Below are 20,678 nucleotides of genomic sequence, written 5' to 3' on the forward strand. Positions count from 1 at the left end.
GGGTCCGGAGATGTTTATGGGCGACGTCCGGGGTGCCGCCCTGCGGTGCGCCCGCGCCGGGCCCCGTGGTGCCGCCGTGCCCGCCGCCCCAGTCGGGCACCGGCCGGGCGCGCCTGCCGCGGCCTCCGTCGCCGTCCCCGTCCGGCACCCAGCTGACGGCCATGGCTCCGCCGACGACGCCCAGCAGGAAACCGATCAGGAAGCCGCCGAAGTTGGACAGCACGAGCGAGGCGACGGAGAAGATCAGGGTCGCGATGCCGGCGAAGGCGCGGTAGTGCGGGGCCAGCCACAGGGTGAGGCCCAGGACGACCAGGAAGACGCCCATGAGCAGGCCGGAGACACCGGCGATGCCCTCGTGGATCATGAGCGCGAGCGGGGCGAGCGGGATGGAGAGGATCTCCACACCGGCGAGCAGGGTCCACACGCCGGCCCAGAAGGGACGGCTGCGGCGCCAGGCGCGGAAGCGGGACCGGAGGGCTCCGGCGCGGCTCAGCATGCGGGTCACGGCGGCCTTTCCTAGAAGCAGGAGTGGTCGCCGCGCAGCACCTGCACGTGCAGGTCCGGCAGCCGGAACGTGGCCGCGCTGACCGACCGGTTCGTCTGCCGCAGGTCGCGGACGCGGATGGAGGTCGCCTGCTGGGCGAAGGCCCCAGCCGGGCCCCGGACGCCGGGGACCTGGTCCACCGTCGAGGCGTCCTGTCCGATGTGGATGTTCTCGAAGACGGCGTCGCCCTTGATGTCGTGGGCGTCGGCGATCAGCCGGTCGGCGCTCGCCGGGTCCGCGGTCAGCCGCAGCGTGACCGGGCCGATGACCGGCACCGGCTGGACGACGGACTGGCACAGGTCGTGCAGGGTGGCCCGGCGGATGGCGGACAGCGCCTCCGGGTAGACCTGGTCACGTCCCCGGTCGAGGACGCCGAACTGGACGAAGCCGTCGCCTTCCAGGAGGGAGGAGGAGATCTGGAAGCTCTCCCCGGCGACGGTGAAGGAGTTGGCCGAAACCCCGAAGGAGGCGGCGAGCGCGCCGGTGGCCAGGCTCGCGACGACGGCACCCGCGACCGCGACGGTCGGCACCATGACGAGGGCGAGCCGCTTCCAGCTGGTGCGGCCGGAGGCGGCGACGGCGGCCTGGGACGTGGCGGGCCGGGACCCGGTGGGCTCGGTGGTCAGCACATCCCGTCAACCGTGGGACAGTCTGATCGGTCGCTCGGGAGCGGTACGCAATCACCCCGATGGTCGTACGCACTCGCCCATTCGGGTCAGAAGCAGGGGTCGGCGCCCCTCTTGACCGTCATGTGCAGGCCGTTCAGCCGGAAGGTGGCCGCGCTCACGGACCTCGTGGTCTGCCGCAGGTGGTCGATGGTGACGCTCTCGGCCTGCTGCCCCAGGGCGCCGGCCGGGCCCTTGGCCCTGCCCTCGGTGTCCGTCGTGGAGGCGTCCACACCGATCCGGATGTCGTGGAACTCGGCGTCGCCCGCCAGGTCGTCGGTGTCGACGATCAGCTGGTCGGCGTGGACGGGCTTGCCGCCGCCGCCCGCGGTGATCAGCAGGGTGACCTGGCCGAAGCCGGGGACGGTGCCGACCACGGACTGGCACATGTTGTGCAGTTCGGCGGAGCTGATGGCGGAGACCGCCTGGGGGAAGTCGCCCTCGGCGGTGTGGTCGACAGTCACGTACTGCGTGAAGCCGGTGCCGGTCAGGCGGTCGGCGGCGATCTGGATGCTCTGGCCGGACAGGGCGGTCGTGGTCGGTGAGATCGCGAGGGAGACGGGCACCGCCCCGGCGCCCGCGCCGACGGCCACGGCGGTGGAGACGGCGAGGGTCGGTATCAGGACGACGGCCGTCCGCGTCCAGCTGGTGCGGCCGGACGGACGGCCGATGCGGCTCGTACGTCGTATCAGCGGGCTCACACGGTCATTGCAACCCCGGCCAGGGGGCCCGGCAACCGGAGTCAGCGGTGCTGTCCGCCCCGGGGGTCCTGGTAGGGGGCCGCGGTCCGCGGGTGCCACCCCTGCTGCGGCGGCACCTGCGGTTGGCGCGGGCCCCACCGCTGCGGGTGCGCCCCCGGCTGCGCGGGCTGCTGCGGCCACGCGTGGGGGCCCTGGGGCTGCTGCGGCCAGGGTTGCCCGTACGGCTGCTGCCCGTAGGGCTGCGGGTACGGCTGCACCTGCGGGTACGGCCCGTACGGCCCGTACGGCGCTCCGGGCGGGGGTGCCGCCCAGGGGTACAGGGGCGGGAACGCGGGGCGGATGGCGTGGGCCGCGTGGGTGAGCGCGGGCTGGGCGACGGCCTTGCGCTCCCACAGGTGGTGGAGCAGTTCCTGTTCCCGGGCCTGGAAGTCGGCGCCGGCGGCCCCGCGGTTGGCGCGGGCGCGCAGGAAGGCGAGCGAGGTCGCGAAGGACACGTACTCGCGGACGGTGCGGGCGGCGTCCTTGCCCTGTGCGCCGCGGGCGGCGGAGCGGGCGAGGCTGCGGCCCTTCATGGAGCCGATGGCGGCGGGCTCGGGCAGGCCGAGCCAGCCGGCCACCGCGTACAGCGGCAGCTGGGTGCGGATGGTCTTCAGCTCGTTCGAGCGGGACCAGATCGCGAGCCAGACCAGCAGGCCGAAGAGCGGGATCATCAGCGTCGCGTAGACGGCGAGGAAGCCGAGCGGGCTGAGGGAGGCGGAGCCGTTCCAGGTGCCGTGCAGGACCATCGCGAGCAGCCAGCCGCCCAGCGGGGCGAGCCAGCGGCGGGCCTGGCCGGGGCGTGAGGTGGCGGCGATGGCGAAGCCGATGCCGGTGAGCGAGGTGAACAGCGGGTGCGCGAAGGGCGTCATGACGATCCGGACGACGAACATCGCCGCGGTCGTGCCCAGCCCGCCGTCGGCCCCGTACGCCTGGTCCTCGGCGAAGCCGGAGCCCAGGTAGAGGATGTTCTCGGTGAACGCGAAGCCGGTGGCGGTGAGTCCGGCTATGACGACGCCGTCGACGATCCCGGTGAAGTCACGGCGGCGGAAGAGGAAGAGCAGCAGGACGGCGGCGCCCTTGGCGCTCTCCTCGACGACGGGGGCGACGAAGGTGGCGCCCCAGATGTCGCTCTGCGAGTCGCTGGCCGTGAAGGTCGTGGCGAGCAGCTCGGTCGCGTACTCGTTGGCGAGGATGGCGACCAGCGTGGCGGCGCACGCGCCCCAGGCGAAGGCGAAGACCGCGTCGCGCAGCGGGGTCGGCTCCACGCGGTCCAGCCACAGGAAGGCCCCGCCGAGGAGCGGGACCGGCAGGACCGCCAGGAGGAGGCCGACCAGGAGGCCCTCCGTGCCGGTCTGCCGGCGCACCAGCGCGAGGATGATCACCCCGCACAGCGCCAGTACGGAGAAGAGCGCCACGAGCCGGAACGTCCGGTTCTCCCAGAAGTGCCGGCGCGGCTTGTAGTGCCACTGCCCGGGGGCGGGCAGTGCGAACTGCGGTTGCTGCTGGTGATCCGGATACTCGGGTACGGCCGGCCGGGCCGCCGGGCTCGGGAGGGGCGAGTCTGGCGAATGCGAGTACGAGGACACCCAATGACCTTACGGGGCGGTGGCCGCGTGGCGCGATGGTGTTACGGATAACCGCCCTGCGTACCGCCCGGTGCACCGCGCACGGCCGGACGTTCAGCGGCGCTCGAAGACCAGGTCGTGGACGACGTGGCCCTTGGCGATCCCCTGGCGCTCGAACTTGGTCATCGGGCGGAAGGCCGGACGCGGCTCGGCGTAGCCGCTGCCGGTGGCGTAGGCGTTCGCCAGGCCGGGCTCCGCCGTCAGCACCTCGAGCATCTGCTCGGCGTACGGCTCCCAGTCGGTCGCGCAGTGCACGGTCGCGCCGGGCCGCAGCCGCGACACGGCGAGCGTCACGAACTCCGGCTGGATCATGCGGCGCTTGTGGTGCCGGGCCTTGGGCCACGGGTCGGGGAAGTAGACCCGCAGGCCGGCCAGCGAACCCGGGGCGAGCATGTCGCGCAGCAGGACGACGGCGTCGCCGTTGGCGACCCGGACGTTGCGCAGGCCCTCGCGCTCGGCGAGGTGGACGAGGTTGCCCTGGCCGGGGGTGTGCACGTCCGCGGCGAGGATGCCGGTGCCCGGGTCGGCGGCGGCCATCGCGGCGGTGGCGTCGCCCATGCCGAAGCCGATCTCCAGGACCACCGGGCGGTCCGGGGCGAGGTCCGCGTCGGCGAAGAGCTTGTCCAGGTCCAGCGGCGTGCCGTCGAGGTCGACGCCCCAGTCCGCCCAGCGTCGCTCCAGCGCCGCCCGCTGGCCGTGGGTGACCCGGCCGCGGCGCGGGTGGAAGGTGCGGATGCGCTGCTCGGTGTGCGCGTCCGGATGCGGGTGGGAGGCGGGGCCGCCCGGGAAGTGGGGGGTGCGGGGCTTCGACATGATGCGTCGATTTTACGTACGCCCCAGCACCGCCAGTGCCCTGCGGGCGATCTCCCGGCCGATCGGCAGCGAGGCCGTCGCGGCGGGCGAGGGGGCGTTCAGTACGTGGACGAAGGGCCCGTCGCCCGTGATGAGGAAGTCGTCGACGAGCGTCCCGTCGCGCAGCACGGCCTGCGCCCGCACCCCGGCCGCGGCCGGCACCATGTCGTCGGCGCTCACCGCGGGCAGCAGCCGCCGCACGGAGTCCACGAAGGCCCGCTTCGACAGCGACCGGCGGATCTCGCCGGCCTCGTAGCGCCAGTGGCGGCGGGCGATCCGCCAGGTGCCGGGGAACGCGGCGGTCTCGACGAGGTCGCGCGGGCGCACGGTGCGCCGCCGGTAGCCCTCGCGGGCCAGGGCGGGGACGGCGTTCGGGCCGACGTGCACGGAGCCGTCGAAGCCACGGGTCAGATGCACGCCGAGGAACGGGAACGCGGGGTCGGGGACGGGGTAGACCAGTCCGCGGACGAGGTCGGCGCGCTCCGGGCGCAGCTCGTAGTACTCGCCGCGGAACGGCACGATGCGCACGCCGGAGGTGTCCTCCCCGGCCATCCGCGCGATGCGGTCGCAGTGCAGGCCGGCGCAGTTCACCAGCGCCTTGGCCCGGACGGGCGGGCCGTCGTGGGGCTCGACGATCACGCTCGGGCCGTCACGGTGGATCGCGCGGACCTCCGTGCCGTACGCGATGCGCGCGTCGGCCCGACCGCCCTCGGTCGTGAGGCGGGCCATGGCCGCGGCGACCGCGGTGAAGTCGCAGACCCCCGTCGTGCCGACGTGGATCGCCGCCAGGCCGCGTACGTGCGGCTCCCGCTCCGCGATCCGGGCGGGGCCCAGCTCCTGCACCGGGATGTCGTTCTGCCGGCCCCGCTGGACGAGGGCGTGCAGCCGGGGGAGCTCGTCCCGCTCCGTGGCGACGATCAGCTTGCCCGTCACGTTGTGCGGGATGTCGTTGCCGGCGCAGAACTTCACCATCTCGGCGGCGCCCTGCGTCGCGTACCGCGCCTTGAGGGAGCCGGGGCGGTAGTAGATGCCGCTGTGGATCACACCGCTGTTGTGGCCGGTCTGGTGGCGGGCGGGGCCGTCCTCCTTGTCCAGGACCAGGACGGACGTGCCGGGGGCGGTACGGGTGAGCGCGTACGCGGTCGCGAGGCCGACGATGCCGGCGCCGATGACGACGACGTCCGTGGTGTCCATGCGCGCGGTCACCTCCCCCGTAAGGCTTGGCCCGTCCGCGCCGCGTGCAAACCTGTCGGCGGGGCGTGTTGTTCGCGCCGGGTCGCTGCGTGCGGGTCGTTTGCGCCTGCGCGCGGCTGCGCCGGGCTGCCCGGTGGTTGCGTGCGGGTTGTTTGCGCCTGCGGCTCAGACAACCCGCACACAACAACCGGCCGCAAGCGGCACCCGCCGCACCCCGGAGGGTTACGCGGGGGCCGCCAGCAGGGGTCGGGCCCGCTCGCGCAGCTCCGCGACGCGGGGCTCGTTCCCGTAGGGCTCCAGCCGGTGCAGGAGGTCCCGCACGTACTCCGTCGTCCGGGCCGACGAGATCCGCCCGGCCACCTCCACCGCCTTGACCCCGGCCGCGCACGCCGCGTCCAGGTTGCCGGACTCCAGCTCCGCGACCGCCGAGACCACGAGCCGCAGCCCGTGCGAGCGCACGAACTCCTCCGTGGGCCGGGCGAGGGCCGTCTCCGTGAAGCGGCGCACCTGCCCGGGCACACGCAGGTCGCGGTAGCACTCGGCGGCGTCCGCGGCGAGGCGGTCGTAGGAGTAGAAGCCGAGCCAGGGCGGGTCGGCGTCCCCGTCGCGGGCGCGGTCGAGCCAGGACTCGGCGGCGGCCAGGGCCGCGGCGCACGCGGCGCTCTCGCCGGCCTTGGCGTGGGCGCGGGCCTCGACGAGGTGGAAGAAGGACATCGTGCGCGCCGTGGCGAGGCCGCGGTTGCGTTCGAGGGCGGCCTGGGCCAGGTCCACGCCCTCGTCGGCGAAGCCGCGGTACGTGGCCTGGAGCGACATCGACGCCAGCACGTAGCCCCCGAGGGGGACGTCGGCGGCGGCGCGCGCGAGCCGCAGGGCCTGGATGTAGTAGCGCTGGGCGGCCTCCTGCTGGCCGGTGTCGAAGGCCATCCACCCGGCGAGCCGGGTGAGTTCGGCGGTGGCGCCGAAGAGGGAGCGGCCGACCTCGTCGCTGTACGAGCCGAGCAGCAGCGGGGCCGCCTCGACCCGCAGGCACTCGGGGACCATGCCGGAACGCCAGTCGCCGCCGCCGTACTTGGAGTCCCAGCGCCGGGCGTCCTCCGCGGCCTCGCGGAGCTTGGCGACGTCGGAGTGGCCGACGTGGTGCGTGCCCGGGGCGGGGTCCTCGCGGGCGACGCGGGCGTCGGCCGGGGTTATCAGCCAGCGGGAGGCCGGCGTGACGTACGCGCTGACCGCGAAGGAGCCGGCGAGGCTCTGCCAGATGCCGCCGCCGCCCGGGCCGCGCCGGCCGGGGTCGAGCTTCCACAGGTCGGTGGCGGACTTGACGGCCTCCCCGACGTCGCGGGGGAAGGCGAGGCCCACCTCGGGCGCGGGGTCGGCGTCGGCGAGGCCGATCTCGTGCAGCGGCACGGGACGGCCGAGCTTGCTGCCGATGGCCGCCGCGATGAGGTGCGGGGCGGCGCCCTGCGGCACCATGCCCTTGGTGACCCAGCGGGCGACGGAGGTCTTGTCGTACCGCAGGGTCAGACCGCGCTGGGCGCCGAGGTCGTTGACCCTGCGGGCGAGTCCCGCGTTGCTGATGCCGGCCAGGGCGAGAAGGGTGCCGAGTTTCTCGTTGGGCCCTCGGGGTTCTTTGGTCATGACCACTACCACCTCTCGCCGTAAGCGCGAGGGCCGCGTACGCCTGCCACGCCTGTCACACCCTCTCGACGCACAACAACGGCTGGCCCGGCGCCTCTTGTGGAGGCGTGCCGGGTCCGCCGCAGCCCGCCACCGGGCATGCGCCGGACCCCGAGCTGCCGGGACCATCGCTTCTCGGGTGAACCCAGCGTAGTTCGCCGTATCCCGCCCGTTAAGAGCTGTTGTCCCGGATGGCGAGATTCCTGCCCTGAATGCGGCCTGGCGACTCCTGCTGGTGGCGCGTGCTACCGGCGTATGCGGCTGTGCGCCCATCCGCGCGCTCTGTGCCGGTTCGGGCGGTAGGAGTTCCATGGTGGGGTGGGTTGGCCCGCGGCTCTCATGTGCGGCTATGGGGGGTTGTGGCGGGTCAGGGGGCTCCGCCACCACAATCCCCGCGGGTGGCGGACCGGTCCGGGAGGTGCGCCACGCCTCCCGGACCGTGACCCCCACACGTCGCAGAACGGACGAATGCGGGCTGCCCGGACATTGACCGGAAAATGACGTTTGAAATCCGGTGGCCCGTTCCAAGTGACCATGATCAAGGGGGAGTTGGGCCGAACCGGCCCGCGCCGGACCGCGCGTGACGCGCGGTCCGGCGCTCAACCATGTCCTCATGCGCCTCTTTGTGCGCCGCTCCGTGGCAGCATGTTCCTCGGACGGGGCGGCAGTTCGGCCTGCCGCGGGGCCGGTTGGCCACGGTGGCCCACGTAATCCACAACCTGTGGAGGCGGCGATGCGGTGGTTGGTGGGGTGGAGCAGCGCTGCCGTGGGACAGGTTCCCGGCACGCGCGCCGGCCGCACCCTGCAGCCCGTCGGCGCACAACTCCTGTGGGGCGACCCCGATCCGCTGTGGATGGTGGGCGACTGGCGCCCCGACGAGGTGCGGATCGTCCACACCGAGAACGGTTCCGTGGCGCGGCTGGCCGTGCTGGGCCGCTGCGCCGCCTCCGACGCCGACCTGCGGGTGGGGCTGTTCGCGGCGCGCGGCGGGGCGCTGCGCCATCTGACGGCCTGGGCCGGTAGCTACACCTGCGTCCTGCAGATCGGCCGCCGCGTCACGGTGCTGGGCGACCTCGCGGGCGCCCGGCCGGTGTTCCACACCCAGTGGGCGCGGGGCACGGCGTACGGCACGGCCGCGCTGCCGCTCGCCGACCTCACCGAGGCCGCCCTGGACGTGACCTACCTGGCGGCGCTGCTGGCCTGCCCCGACTCGCCCGAGGCGCTCGGCGAAGGCACCCCGTACGCCGGGGTGCGCCGGGTGCCGCCCGGGCACGCGCTCATCATGCGCGACGGGGTGCCCGAGGTCAGCGGCTACGAGCCCACCGCCTCGCTCGCCGTCGCCGGCACCCCCGCGGCCTCCGCCGACCCGGACCGGGCGCTCGCCGGCATACGGGACGCCCTGGTGGACGCCGTCCGGACGCGGCTCGCGCAGCCCCGCTTCGTACCGGACCCGGGCGAGGCCCCGGCGCCGGGCATCGGCGCCGACCTGTCCGGGGGCAGCGCCTCCTCCACGCTCGCCCTGCTCGCCGCGGGCCTGCCGGGGATGCCGGGCACACCGCTCGGGCACGGCTCCGCCGCCGGGCAGCGGCTGCTGGCGGTGACCTTCAACGACCTGGCCACGGGCGGGGTCCACGGGCGCGAGGCCGAACTGGAGCGCGCCCGCAGCATGGCCGCCGACCCCCGGCTGCACCACGTCGTCGTACCGGGCGGGCCGGAGTCCCTGCCGTACGCCGACCTCCTGGACAGCGGGCCGCTCACCGACGAGCCGGGCCCCTCGCTGGTCACCGCGGAACGGCACCGGCGGCGCCTGGCGGCCGGCGGCGCCGACCACTTCGTGGGGCACGGCGCCCGGCAGGTGCTGGACGCCCATCCGGCGCGCCTGGCGGACCTGTTGATGGACCGGCGGCGGCGCGGCCTGTTGCGCCCCGTCACGGCCCTGGCGCGGGCGGACGGGCCCTCGGGGCGCTCGGTGTTCGTGCCGTTCACGGTGTACCGGGCGGCGCGGCGGCTGGCCCGCACCAGTTACCGGCAGGGCGTGGAGGACGCCGCGGCACGCCTGCTGGCCCGGCGCTTCGAGGAGCACGGGGACGCCCTGGCCGCGTCGCTGGCGGCCCTCGCGTGGTGCCGGCCGGGCCCCGCGGCGCGCTGGCTGACCGGTGAGGCGCTCGCCGAAGTATCGGTTCGCCTGCAGGAGGCGGCTTCCCGGCCGGGCACGACGGTGGAGCGCCCCGGAGAGCGCCGGGCGCGCGCCGCGCTCGCCCGGCACGCCGCCGACCACCGGGTCTTCGAGCAGGCCGCCGAGGTGCGCAGCCAGCGGCTCCACGCGCCCTTCCTGGACAACCAGGTGGTGCGGGCCTGCCGGGCGCTGCCCGAGACGCTGCGCGTCCAGCCGGGCGCCCGCACCACGATCCTGCGCTCCGTCCTGGCGGGCGCGGGCATCCGCGAACTGCCGCCCGGCTGGGGCGCCAACTCCCACGTCTCCACGGCCGTCGCCGTCCGTGCGGGCCTGCGGGCGGCCGTCGACGACCTGCTCGACCTCTTCGAGGCCCCGCTGCTCGCGGATGCCGGGCTCGTCGAGGCCCGCGTCGTACGGGCCGCCCTGCGCGCCGCGGCGGACGGCGAACCGGTGCCCGTCGACGGCCTCACCGACCTGGTCGCCACGGAGGTGTGGCTGCGCCGGCTGCTGGCCCGGCGCGGTTCCTGTTGGACGGGCACGGAGGTGCCGGAACAGCGCGCGGTCGCCAGCGGGGTGCAGCGGCTGTCGCTGTAGGCCGGCGCCGGCGGTCATCTGACGGGGCGTGCGCCCCACGGATGCGCCGTCCGGGGGGATATGGACGCCGTTGCTCCACATATGTCACTGGCCGGAAAAGGACCCCGGCGCAGCCCTCCGCACGAGTCTCCGGGACACTCTGAACATGCGCATCCGTACCACGGCGGCGGCCCTCGCCGCCGCTGCCGCCGCCGCGGCCCTCCTGGGCCTGGCCGCGCACGCCTCCGGCGCGCCCGCCGACCGGTCCGGGGTCCGCCTCTACGACGAGGCACTGGGCAGGACGCGCGAAGACGGCGCCACGGTGTGCACCTTCTACTTCAAGGCCGAGGGCTTCGGTCCCGACCAGCCGGTCAACTGGACGGTCTCGTACGCCCGGGGCGAGGACGCGGTCGTCGGCACCCTGGTCACCGGCGCCCGGGGCACCGGGAGCACCGGCCGCGTCGTCCTCGCCGACGGCGACTACCGCTTCCGGTGGGCCGGTTCCGACGCGAAGCCGCAGCGCTTCACGGTGGCCTGCCCGGCCGGGACGGCGACCCCGTCGCCGGGCACCGCCCCCTCTGCCCCCGCGGGCGCCGTGCCCGGGGTGACGGCGGCGGCGTCCACCGGCCCGGGCACGGGCCTCCCCGCCGCGGGGCTCACCTCCGCGTCGACCTCCACCGGCCCCTCCGACGTCACCGCGGGCGTGGCCTCCGCATTGGTCGCCCTGGGCATCGCCGCGGTGGCGGCACTTGTGATGCTCCGCCGCAAGCCCGTCCGGGCCCCTGCCGCGCCCCGCCGCCACCGGCGCGCCTCCGGCTGACCTGTCGGGCCCGGTTGTTGTGTGCGGGTTGTTTGCGCCTGCGGCGGGCATCCCCCGCCGCAGGCGCAAACAACCCGCACACGACAACGGGCCGCAAGGGGCACCCCCGCCCGCCCGCAGGGTGTCCGTGGTGTACCCGACAATGGTGGGGCCGGACAACGCAAGGGCAGCGGCACCACAGGACGGGCGGGCACGATGGCGGTATGGGACGACCTGGTCGGCCAGGACCGGGTGACGGAGCAGTTGGCCGCCGCCGCGCGGGACGCCGACGCCTTCGTGACGGCGGCTGCCGCGCGCAGCGCGCTGCCGACGGCGTCGAAGATGACGCACGCCTGGCTGTTCACCGGCCCGCCCGGCGCGGGCCGTGACACGGCCGCCCGCGCCTTCGCCGCCGCGCTGCAGTGCGTGAGCCCGGACCGGGCGCTGGGCGGGGCGCCGGGCTGCGGCTTCTGCGACGGCTGCCACACGACCCTGGTCGGTACGCACGCCGACGTCGAGGTGGTCCGCACCGACCTGCTCTCCATCGGCGTCAAGGACACCCGCGACCTCGTCCGCCGCTCCACGCTGTCGCCCGCCTCCGGCCGCTGGCAGGTGATCGTGCTGGAGGATGCCGACCGCCTCACCGAGGGCGCGGGCAACGTGCTGCTCAAGGCCGTGGAGGAGCCCGCGCCCCGGACGGTGTGGCTGCTGTGCGCGCCCTCCATCGAGGACGTGCTGCCGACGATCCGCTCGCGCTGCCGGCACCTGGTGCTGCGGACCCCGCCCGTGGACGCCGTCGCCGACGTACTGGTCCGGCGCGACGGCATCGACCCCGTGATCGCCGAGGCCGCCGCCCGTGCCACGCAGGGGCACATCGACCGCGCCCGCCGGCTCGCCACCGACGAGGGGGCGCGCACCCGCCGCGCGGCCGTGCTGAGGCTGCCGCTGCGCGTGGACGACGTGGGGGGCTGCCTCAAGGCCGCGCAGGAGCTGGTGGACGCGGCGACCGAGGACGCCAAGCAGGTCTCCGAGGAGATGGACGCCAAGGAGACCGAGGAGCTGCGCACGGCGCTCGGCGCGGCCGCGGGGGCGGGCAGCCGGATGCCGCGCGGCACGGCGGGCGTGATGAAGGAGCTCGCCGACCGGCAGAAGCGCCGGTCCACCCGTACCCAGCGCGACACCCTCGACCTGGCCCTCACCGACCTGGCGGGCTTCTACCGGGACGTGCTGGCGGTGCAGGTCGGCACGTCCGTCGCCATCGCGAACGTCGAGGCGCGGGACGCCGTCGAGCGGATCGCGGCGGCTTCGCGGCCGGAGAACACGCTGCGCCGCATCGAGGCCGTGCTCGCCTGCCGTGAGGCCCTGGACAGGAACGTCGCGCCGTTGCTGGCCGTCGAGGCGATGACGCTGGCCCTGCGCGCGGGCTGACCGCCGGCGCGCGGGAGCGGCCGCGCGGACCGCCCCCTGCGCCTTGATCATCCGGCGGACGGGTGATCGTTTGCGGCGCTCGCGCGTCGCCGCTCCCCGGTGCGCCCGGCCTTGCCGCAGGCTGCTGTGCGGTGCCCCCGGCCGCTGTCCCCGCGGGGGTGATCCCAGCGCACGGGGTGCGCTCCCCCCTGCCTACGGCGCGGGTGCCGCGCCCGTGCCCGAAGCGCCGTGGGGGACCTGCCGAGGTGGTGCCGCACGTGCCCGAGGTGGCCGAGGTCGTCGTTCTGTACGCGCTGCTGACCGCGGCCGGGGCCGTGGCGGTGGCGCTCGCCCGCTCGGCACTACGGCACTGGTGGGAGCAGCGCGCGGGCCGCGCGTACGAACTGCCCGTCGAGCGCACCGGCACGGTGCTGCGCGGCGCAGGGTCCGCGCTGGCCGCCGCGGTGGTGGCGGTCACGCTGGCCGTCTGGTCGCCGTCCGCGCCACCCCCGCGGCCGGTGCCGTCCGACCCCGTGGACGCCGGGCTGGAGCCGCCGCGCACCCTCGGTCACCCGGCCGGGGGCACGCTCCAGGAATTGTCCGACGGCACGCGGGTGTGGCTGCCCCCGCAGTACGACTACCCGGACTCCGTCGGGGTGTACTTCCCCCTGGTCGTGGCCCACATCGACCCCGCCGACCCGGATCTGTTCGCCGGCTTCGCCGCCCAGTCGCTGCGGGGCATCGCCGACCCCTTCGTGGTCGTGCTGCCCGCCCACTGCGACACCGGCCCCGGCGCCCGTCCCGCGGCCGTCCCGGTCGCGGTCGCCCGGCTCTACCGCGTCCTGCCCGGCCGCCCCGCGCGGGCGTTGCTGGGCGCCGACGGGGACGCGGCCTGCGTCGTACGGCAGCAGCTGACCGACCCCGAGGGGTACACCGCGGCGATCGGCGTCTCGGGCGGCTACGACGGGATCGACCGGTCCGGCCCGCCGCCGTACTACTCCTCCACCGACCGCGGATACCCCGGGGGTGACATGCCGCGCCCCGCGCTGCTGCTCGCCGTACCCTCCGGAGAGGAGGACGCGCGGCGCTCCGCCCTCGCCCTGCGGGAACGGGTGCGTGGCGTGTCCGCCGGGGTCCGGGTGCTGGACGGCATCGCCCCGCGGCGGCGGCTCTTCGCCCTCGTCGCCGGGTACGCGACCGAGAAGCTCGACGGTCCGGACCGTCCCTGACGGCGCGGGCCGGAATCACCCGTATGAGGACTGTGGAGGGCGGTTCGCCACCGGCCCTCCGGATACGCTCCAGATGACCACCACGAGGAACCGAGGCTCCGATGCACACCCCGCGCCTGCTCCGTACCTCCGGCACCGTCCTCGCCGTCGCCGGGCTGATGCTGTCCGCGTGCACGACCGGTGGCAGCACGCACAGTGCCGCCGCCTCGTCCCCGGCGGGCTCGCTCGGCGGGCCGCCGCCCTCGGGCGCTGCCGCGGACGCCTACGGCAACCTCCGGCCGTACTACGAGCAGCGCCTGTCCTGGCGCGAGTGCAAGGACATGCCGGGCATGCAGTGCGCCACCATGCGCGTCCCCCTCGACTACGCCCGCCCGTCCGCCGCGAGCGACCTCAAGCTCGCCGTCACCCGGAAGCGGGCCGAGGACGGCGGCAAGCGGCTCGGCACCCTGCTGGTCAACCCGGGCGGCCCCGGCGGCTCCGCGATCGACTACCTGCAGTACGCGGCTTTCGGCTACCCGTCGGCGGTCACCTCCCGCTACGACATGGCCGCCATCGACCCGCGCGGTGTGGCCCGCAGCGAGCCCGTGGAGTGCCTCAGCGACCGCCAGATGGACGCCTTCACGGCGACCGACGTCACCCCGGACGACGGCGCCGAGGTCAACGCCCTCGTCGCCGCCGACAAGGAGTTCGCCGGCGGCTGCGAGCAGCGCTCCGCCAAACTGCTCAAGTACATCAGCACGGTGGACTCCGCCCGCGACATGGACGTCTTCCGCGCCCTGGTCGGCGACCGCAAGCTCAACTACGTCGGCAAGTCCTACGGCACGTTCCTGGGCGCCACCTACGCCGAGCTGTTCCCCGACACGGCCGGTCGGCTCGTCCTCGACGGCGCCGTCGACCCGTCGATCTCGGCCCTCGACGCGAGCCGCGGCCAGGCCTCCGGCTTCGAGACCGCCTTCGACGCCTTCGCCCGGGACTGCGTCGGCCACCGCGACTGCCCGCTCGGCACCAAGAGCTCCGCCGACGCCGGGCACCGCCTCGACGCCTTCTTCAAGCAGCTGGACGCCAAGCCCCTGAACACCGGCAGCGACCGCAAGCTGACCGAGGCGCTCGGCACCACCGGCGTGATCGCCGCGATGTACGACGAGTCGATGTGGCCCACCCTGCGCACCGCCCTCACCAAGGCGAACAAGGGCGACGGAAGCGGTCTGCTCGCGCTGTCCGACACGTACTACGAGCGCGACGACCGCGGCCGCTACGACAACCTCATGTACGCCAACGCCGCCGTGAACTGCCTCGACCTGCCGCCGGCCCTGTCCGGCCCGCCGGCCGCCGAGCAGTCCGTCTCCGCGTTCACCGCCGAGTCCCCGCACTTCGGCAAGAACCTGGCGTGGTCCAGCCTGATCTGCGCCTACTGGCCCGTCACGCCGACCGGCAAGCCCCACCGCATCGAGGCCACCGGCGCCGACCCCATCCTGGTCGTCGGCACCACCCGCGACCCCGCCACGCCGTACGCCTGGGCCAAGTCCCTCGCCGGCCAGCTCGACTCCGGCGTCCTGCTCACCTACAACGGCGACGGCCACACGGCGTACGCCCGCGGCAGCAGCTGCATCGACTCCGCCGTCAACCGCTACCTCCTCGACGGCACGCCCCCGGCGGACGGCAAGACCTGCTGACCCCGTGAGGGGCCCCGCCGCCCCGTCCCGACCCGACAGCACCCTGGTCAGGGGCCCCTCAAGAACTGTGTAGACTTGTGCCCGCTGCCGATGCGAAGCTGTCTCGGCAGCCTGCCGCCTTAGCTCAGTCGGCCAGAGCGACGCACTCGTAATGCGTAGGTCAAGGGTTCGATTCCCTTAGGCGGCTCCGCTTGTGACCTGCGGTTTCCTTCGGGAGACCGCAGGTCTTTTTGATCTCCAGTTGCAGACCTAGTTGCGTTTGCCGCGTATTCGATCATCCCCACAGCACGTCCCCCATCTTCGCTGCAGCGTCCTCAGCGAGGGGCGAGCCGACGTGGGTGTACCGCTGGGTGACGCGCAGCTGTGAGTGCCCGAGCAACTCCATGACCACTCGGATGCCGACGCCGCTCTCCGTCAGCAGGGTGCCGGCAGTGTGGCGCCCGTCGTGGACGCGCTTCGCCTGGACGCCGGACGTTTCGAGGATGTCCTGCCACTCGGCGTAGTCCGCGCGCGGGTCGATGGGGCGCCCATTCGGCTGGCAGAAGACGAGGTCTTGCTCCTCCCACAGTTCGCCGGCTGCCAGGCGCTCGCGGTTCTGTGCGGCCCGGTGCGCCCGCAGGGCGGAGATGAGCGGCGGAGGGATGGGCGCGATGCGCTTGTTCTTGCCCTTCGGGGCCCGGAAGACCAGGCCGCCGCCCGTCCGTTCCGGGCAAGCCTTCGCGTGGTCCTTGCAGTCCCTCGGGCAGGGCTTCGGGCACCCACGCGCGTACGCCTTATGGGCAGTGCAGTTCTTTCGGCACGCCTTGCGGTGGTGCGCCGCGCCGCAGGCGTGAGGATCGTCGCAGCCGTGTCGCCACGTGAGGCGCTGCAGCTGCCACCAGATCCGCATCGTGCCGGCGTCCAGGTCCAGGTACGTCCAGCGCAGACCGAGCGTCTCGCCCTGGCGCAGCCCCATGGCGAGGGCCACGGACCAGCGGGAGCCGTTGCGACGCCGGCCCGCCTCGCCGAGGACGGCGCGGGCCTCCTCACGCGTCAGCGGCTCGATCTCGGTCTCATCAGCGGATGGTGCGTCCAGCAGGGTGGCCACGTTGCGCGCCACGATCTCCCGCTGCATGGCCACCTTGAGCGCACGCGAGACGATGCGGTGCACCTTGAGCACGGTCGACGAGGCGAGCGGCTTGCCGCCGGCCCCACCTGCGCGCAGGAGGTCCAGGTACAGCTTGTCCAGATGCTCGGCGGCCAGGCGGTCGATGCGGTGCTTCCCGATGCCGGGCGTGATGTACAGCTCGGTCTTGCTGCGGTAGTCGTCCAGCGTTCGCGGCGCCATCGACCCGTCCTCGACCTTCCGCGCACAGATCGTGTCGAGGAAGGTCTCCATCCACTGGGCGACGGTTGGCGGCCGGCCGGCTTTGCGGACAGCGCCCGCGGCGCGCTGCTTTTCCAGCTCCTTCACCTTGGCCTTGACCTCGGCTTCGGTCGTCGCCATCCGGTGCCGGCGGTCCGCGCGCCCGTCCGGCTTCGTGCCAACTGTCACCCAGCCGTGCCACTTCCCGTCCGATTCGGAGAAGTAGACCGACGACTCGCCGTTCCCCCGTCGCCCGCTCATCCGGCCCTCCCTGGCCGTCCAGGTGGCATGAAGCCACGCTGACGGGCATTCACGACCCAACGGCGGACGGTGGCGACAGGTGCTCCCGTCTGCTGCGCGAGCACGGTTGCCGGCGCGGTCTCGCCTGAGGCCACAAGCCACTGATAGGTGCGTGACAAGGAGCGCAGGAAGTCGTCCGTGATGCGCCCCTCCGGCTTGGTCAGCGGGGGCGGTTCCTCCCCAGGACTGGCTTCACCGGCAAGGATCACCATGTTGTTTGAGACCACTGGGCTCGGACCGTCGAGCGACGCGAGCGCTTCGGGCGAGCCGAAGTACCGCTCCAACTGGTCAACGCTGACCGGCTCGGCCTCCGGCGCCTTCAGCAGCTCCTCGCGGAACGGGTTCCATCCGTTGTCTCGAAGGACCCCGCGCACGTTGTTCGCAACCTTCTCAACGTCCTTGAAGGGCACGTCGCGCCAGATGTGCGTGCTGATCGGGGACACGCTCTCCATGACCACCGAGTGGACATTGAGCCGCTGCTGCGGCCCGTCGCCGGTGCCGCGAAGGCGCATGTAGATGGTAGTGCGGTCGGCCGGCTTGGTAGCCCGAACCCAACCGCCTGGGGCGGCGGCCAGGCGCCAGTGAGTGAGGTCCTCCATGCCGACCAGCATCCCAATGAACAGGTTCGTGCGCAACCTGCGTGAACAATCTGGACGGTCTTGCGCGACCCATGGCGACCGTGTACCTTCGAGTGAACAGCCTGGCTGATTGGGCGGCCAGCCGTTTCACTGGAGATCGCATGTCCCGGATCCTGTACCCGACCGACGAGGTCGCGCAGCAGCTCGGGGTGGGGCTCACGACCGCGAAGGCGCTCATCAAGTCCGGTGAGTTGCGCAGCGTGAAGATCGGCCGGGCGCGGCGAGTACCTGCCGAGGCCCTGCATGAGTTCGTGAGCCGTATCGACGCCGAGCAGAACGGCAACGGCGCCGCGGGGGCAACCGCAGCGCCGTCTGTCGAGAACACCCAGTCCATCGCCTGAACGCAACAACGGCCGGGGGGCAACCCGGCCGCCGTGAGGAGCTCTCATGTCCAACCTTAAGGCCGCCATCCCGCAGATGGCCACCAACCCGACCGGCCGCCTCCCGCACGCCATAGCCACCGCGCCGGCCCGCGGCCTCCACCCGCACCACGCCGAGGCCAGGGCCGAGCGGGTCACCACCGAGGTCGAGCGCCTGGTCCACGAGGGCTACGCCGACCCCAGCATCACGCCCGGGACGTTCCCGCTCACCCCGGTCGACGATGTCGTCCGCGCCGCGATCAGCGCCGCGGCCCCGCTGCGCAGCGAGGCCGGTGAGTGGGGCGACGTGGAAGCCGGCTACTCCGACGTCGCATTCCATGTCGCGGTCGAGGCCATGGCGCTGACCCTGCGCTCGTCCAAGCGCCGCAACATCACCGTCAACGGCCTGCGCGCCGCGCTCCAGATGATCGTCGACGAGGTCGGTCGGTGACCTTCGGCTCTTCCGTCCGCCGAACCCCCGGCGCAGTCCGCGCCGGGGTCGTTCGGCCTGTCCCGCCGCACCCCCGAGGAACAGACGTGACTGACATGCGGGCCGCAGCGCTGGAGTACGCCGCCGCAGGCGTGCGGGTCTTCCGCGTTCGCCGCGACAAGCAGCCATACGCCAACTGCGTCCGGTGCTCGCCGCAGCTGCGCGGCAAGCCCAACCCCAAGCACCAGCCGCACCGCCCCGAGGACTGCCAGTGCGGCATCGGCACCTGCCACGGCTTTCACGCGGCGACGACCGACCTCGCGACGGTCGAGCGCTGGTGGACCGCGGAACCCGAGGCCAACATCGGCGCCCCCTGCAAGCTCAACGGCTGGGCCGTACTCGACATCGACCCCCGGCATGGCGGGCACCTCTCGCTCGGCGTGCTTGAGGAGCGGATCGGCGTCCTGCCCGGAACGGTCATGCAGATCACCGGAGGCGACGGGCTGCACATCCTGTACCGCAGCCCCGACGTGCAGCTCCCGGGCACTCTCGGCCCGGGCCTGGACGTGAAGCACAACGGATACGTGCTGCTCGCGCCCTCCGTGCATAGCAGCGGAGGGCGCTACCAGTGGTCCGGGGACGGCCTGTTCAAGCAGCCCACCGAGCCGTGGCCAGCCGCCCTCACGCCGGCCGTGGGGAGGGCGGCATGACAACCTCGGAGGAAATCGCGAAGGGCGTCGATGCCGCGCTCGCCAGGATCGCCCAGCCCCGCTCGATGGCGCCGGTATCGGTCACACTCAGCGCGTCGTCGTCCGTGCGCATGGACGCCTACACCCGCAAGGCCCTCCAGGCCGAGTGTGACGCGATCACTGAGGCCCGCGACGGCGTCCAGAACGACACCATCAACAGGGCCGCGTTCAACGTCGGGACCATCGTCGCCACCGGTGCCCTCAGCGAGGATGAGGCCCGCGAAGCGCTCCTTGCCGCGTCCCTGGCCGGCAACCATCCCGAACGGCGCGCCCTGAGGTCGATCGAGTCCGGGCTCGCGTCCGGCATGAGCCAACCTCGCCACCCCTGGCCTCCCGCGCCGCGGGCCAACGATGACCGCAACGACTTCTCGGGGCTCCTGGCGCCTGAGCCGGAATCCGAGCCTCGGCACGATCGCGTACACGCGATGGAGCCCGAACCCGAAGCGGGCAGTGCCCCGCCAAGCCGAGAGATCCTGCTGCGGCCAGCGTCCACGGTCCGCATTCGGCGCGTGAAGTGGCTGTGGGACACCACACCCGTGGGTGCGCCGCCGACCTCTCACGGCCGCATCCCGATGCACTCGCTGTGCATCGCTGCCGGGCCGCCCGGGCTGGGAAAGTCGCAGTACGCGGTGTGGATGACCGCGCGCATCACGACGGGCACTCTGCCCGGCGAGCTGTACGGCAAGCCTCGCGCCGTCATCTACGCGGCCGCGGAGGACTCCTGGCAGTACACGATCGCCCCCAGGCTCATCGCCGGCGGCGCCGACATGGACCTCGTGTTCCGTGTCGATGTGCAGGACGACGGCCAGCTGCACGCGCGGCTCACAGTGCCTGTGGACACCTCGATCCTGGGCCAAGCCGCAGAGGAGCATGGCGTGGCCCTGCTCGTCATGGATCCGCTGCTGTCGTTCATCGACAAGGGCATCAACGACTACCGGGCCGCCGAGGTCCGCCAGGCCCTCGAACCGCTCATCGCGGCCGCCGACCGGCACGGTTTCACCATCCTGGGCCTCGCCCACTTCACCAAGTTCGGGTCAGCCGACCCGCTCGCCCGAGTCGCCGGCTCGGGCGCGTTCGGCCAGCTCATCCGCTCACTGATTGCCTTCGCCAAGCAGGAGACCGAAGACGGCGACGTCGAGTTCGTCCTCTCGCTGGAGAAGAACAACCTCGGCCGCACGGGGCTGCCGTCGTACTCCTACACGATCCAGTCGGTGACCGTGGAGACCGAGGACGGGCCCACGTACGTCTCGCGATTCGTCCTTGGTCCCGAGACGTCCACCTCGGTCAGCGAGGTCATGCGGGACGAAGGCTCCTCCCCTGCGGACCGAAGTGAGACCAGCGAGACCCGGGCATGGCTCCGTGACTACCTGTCCGATCTCGGAGGGTGCGCGGACTCCCGCGACGTCCTCAACGACGCCCGCAAGCAGGGATTCAGCCGCGCAACGATCTACCGAGCCAAGGCCAAGCTCAATCTCGTCAGCAGGCAGATCGGCCTCGGCAAAGCGAAGCGCTCGCTCTGGTTCCTGCCCGAGGCGGTACCGGCCTCCGAGCACGACGGTCCATCGGACTCAATGAGACCTGAGACAACTGAGAACTCTGGCTCTGAGCTGCGGATATCGGAATGAGACCGCGTGAGACGAATGAGACCTCGGGTGAGACAGGCCGACACGTGCTGTCTCACCGGTCTCCAATCGTCTCACCCTCAG

General features: G+C 73.4%; 18 protein-coding genes and 1 tRNA gene. 10 read left to right on the forward strand and 9 right to left on the reverse strand.

The annotated features are described in order from the left end of the window. From PV350_RS13845 to PV350_RS13875, 7 genes are all read right to left on the reverse strand, one after another. On the reverse strand, positions 1-496 hold a 496-nt coding region (locus PV350_RS13845; protein WP_500334060.1), incomplete at its 3' end, for a DUF6114 domain-containing protein. 20 nt (positions 497-516) lie between these two features. After that, positions 517-1,173, reverse strand: a complete 657-nt coding sequence (locus tag PV350_RS13850; RefSeq protein ID WP_499512587.1) for a DUF6230 family protein — start codon at positions 1,171-1,173, stop codon at positions 517-519. 86 nt (positions 1,174-1,259) lie between these two features. Further along, positions 1,260-1,910 carry a DUF6230 family protein gene (locus PV350_RS13855; protein WP_499512586.1) on the reverse strand — a complete coding sequence of 217 codons (651 nt, stop codon included), beginning with the start codon at positions 1,908-1,910 and terminating at the stop codon, positions 1,260-1,262. 41 nt (positions 1,911-1,951) lie between these two features. Further along, positions 1,952-3,535, reverse strand: a complete 1,584-nt coding sequence (locus PV350_RS13860; RefSeq protein ID WP_499512585.1) for a PrsW family intramembrane metalloprotease — start codon at positions 3,533-3,535, stop codon at positions 1,952-1,954. Between the two features lie 93 nt (positions 3,536-3,628). Beyond that, positions 3,629-4,387, reverse strand: coding sequence for a tRNA (guanosine(46)-N7)-methyltransferase TrmB (trmB, locus tag PV350_RS13865; protein WP_500333990.1), 759 nt, complete (start codon positions 4,385-4,387; stop codon positions 3,629-3,631). Between the two features lie 12 nt (positions 4,388-4,399). Further along, complete coding sequence (lhgD, locus tag PV350_RS13870; protein ID WP_500333991.1) at positions 4,400-5,620, reverse strand: L-2-hydroxyglutarate dehydrogenase; 1,221 nt, start codon at positions 5,618-5,620, stop codon at positions 4,400-4,402. 222 nt (positions 5,621-5,842) lie between these two features. Continuing rightward, complete coding sequence (locus tag PV350_RS13875; RefSeq protein ID WP_499512582.1) at positions 5,843-7,255, reverse strand: NsdA family TPR-like regulatory protein; 1,413 nt, start codon at positions 7,253-7,255, stop codon at positions 5,843-5,845. 772 nt (positions 7,256-8,027) lie between these two features. Between PV350_RS13875 and PV350_RS13880 the strand changes: the two genes are divergently transcribed. The 6 genes from PV350_RS13880 (at position 8,028) to PV350_RS13905 (ending at position 15,338) form a co-directional block, all read left to right on the forward strand. Continuing rightward, positions 8,028-10,064 (forward strand): asparagine synthase-related protein, encoded by a 2,037-nt coding sequence (locus PV350_RS13880; protein ID WP_499512581.1) that lies wholly within the window; start codon positions 8,028-8,030, stop codon positions 10,062-10,064. Positions 10,065-10,209: 145 nt separating this feature from the next. Continuing rightward, complete coding sequence (locus PV350_RS13885; protein WP_500333992.1) at positions 10,210-10,863, forward strand: hypothetical protein; 654 nt, start codon at positions 10,210-10,212, stop codon at positions 10,861-10,863. Between the two features lie 195 nt (positions 10,864-11,058). After that, on the forward strand, positions 11,059-12,270 hold the full coding sequence (locus PV350_RS13890) for a DNA polymerase III subunit delta' (protein ID WP_500333993.1): 1,212 nt from the start codon (positions 11,059-11,061) through the stop codon (positions 12,268-12,270). 257 nt (positions 12,271-12,527) lie between these two features. Beyond that, positions 12,528-13,478 carry a hypothetical protein gene (locus PV350_RS13895; protein ID WP_500333994.1) on the forward strand — a complete coding sequence of 317 codons (951 nt, stop codon included), beginning with the start codon at positions 12,528-12,530 and terminating at the stop codon, positions 13,476-13,478. Positions 13,479-13,579: 101 nt separating this feature from the next. Continuing rightward, on the forward strand, positions 13,580-15,151 hold the full coding sequence (locus PV350_RS13900; RefSeq protein WP_500333996.1) for an alpha/beta hydrolase: 1,572 nt from the start codon (positions 13,580-13,582) through the stop codon (positions 15,149-15,151). A gap of 113 nt (positions 15,152-15,264) precedes the next feature. Continuing rightward, positions 15,265-15,338: transfer RNA gene (locus PV350_RS13905), tRNA-Thr, on the forward strand. An 87-nt stretch (positions 15,339-15,425) separates the two neighbouring features. Here PV350_RS13905 and PV350_RS13910 read toward each other — a convergent pair. After that, on the reverse strand, positions 15,426-16,757 hold the full coding sequence (locus tag PV350_RS13910; RefSeq protein ID WP_500333997.1) for a tyrosine-type recombinase/integrase: 1,332 nt from the start codon (positions 16,755-16,757) through the stop codon (positions 15,426-15,428). Beyond that, on the reverse strand, positions 16,754-17,395 hold the full coding sequence (locus PV350_RS13915; protein ID WP_500333999.1) for a hypothetical protein: 642 nt from the start codon (positions 17,393-17,395) through the stop codon (positions 16,754-16,756). The genes PV350_RS13910 and PV350_RS13915 overlap by 4 nt, the downstream gene beginning before the upstream one ends. A 140-nt stretch (positions 17,396-17,535) precedes the next feature. Here PV350_RS13915 and PV350_RS13920 point away from each other — a divergent pair, with 140 nt between their 5' ends. From PV350_RS13920 to PV350_RS13935, 4 genes are all read left to right on the forward strand, one after another. Then, the gene (locus tag PV350_RS13920) at positions 17,536-17,775 is read left to right on the forward strand and encodes a helix-turn-helix domain-containing protein (RefSeq protein ID WP_500334001.1); all 240 of its coding nucleotides are present in this window, start codon (positions 17,536-17,538) and stop codon (positions 17,773-17,775) included. Positions 17,776-17,821: 46 nt separating this feature from the next. Next, on the forward strand, positions 17,822-18,244 hold the full coding sequence (locus PV350_RS13925; RefSeq protein ID WP_500334003.1) for a hypothetical protein: 423 nt from the start codon (positions 17,822-17,824) through the stop codon (positions 18,242-18,244). Positions 18,245-18,339: 95 nt separating this feature from the next. Next, positions 18,340-18,933, forward strand: coding sequence for a bifunctional DNA primase/polymerase (locus tag PV350_RS13930; protein WP_500334062.1), 594 nt, complete (start codon positions 18,340-18,342; stop codon positions 18,931-18,933). Next, positions 18,930-20,597 (forward strand): AAA family ATPase, encoded by a 1,668-nt coding sequence (locus PV350_RS13935; protein WP_500334005.1) that lies wholly within the window; start codon positions 18,930-18,932, stop codon positions 20,595-20,597. The genes PV350_RS13930 and PV350_RS13935 overlap by 4 nt, the downstream gene beginning before the upstream one ends. The last annotated feature ends 81 nt before the right edge of the window (positions 20,598-20,678 follow it).

Origin of the sequence: Streptomyces sp. PA03-6a (assembly GCF_033792765.1) — a bacterium.
In the GTDB taxonomy this organism is placed as follows: domain Bacteria; phylum Actinomycetota; class Actinomycetes; order Streptomycetales; family Streptomycetaceae; genus Actinacidiphila.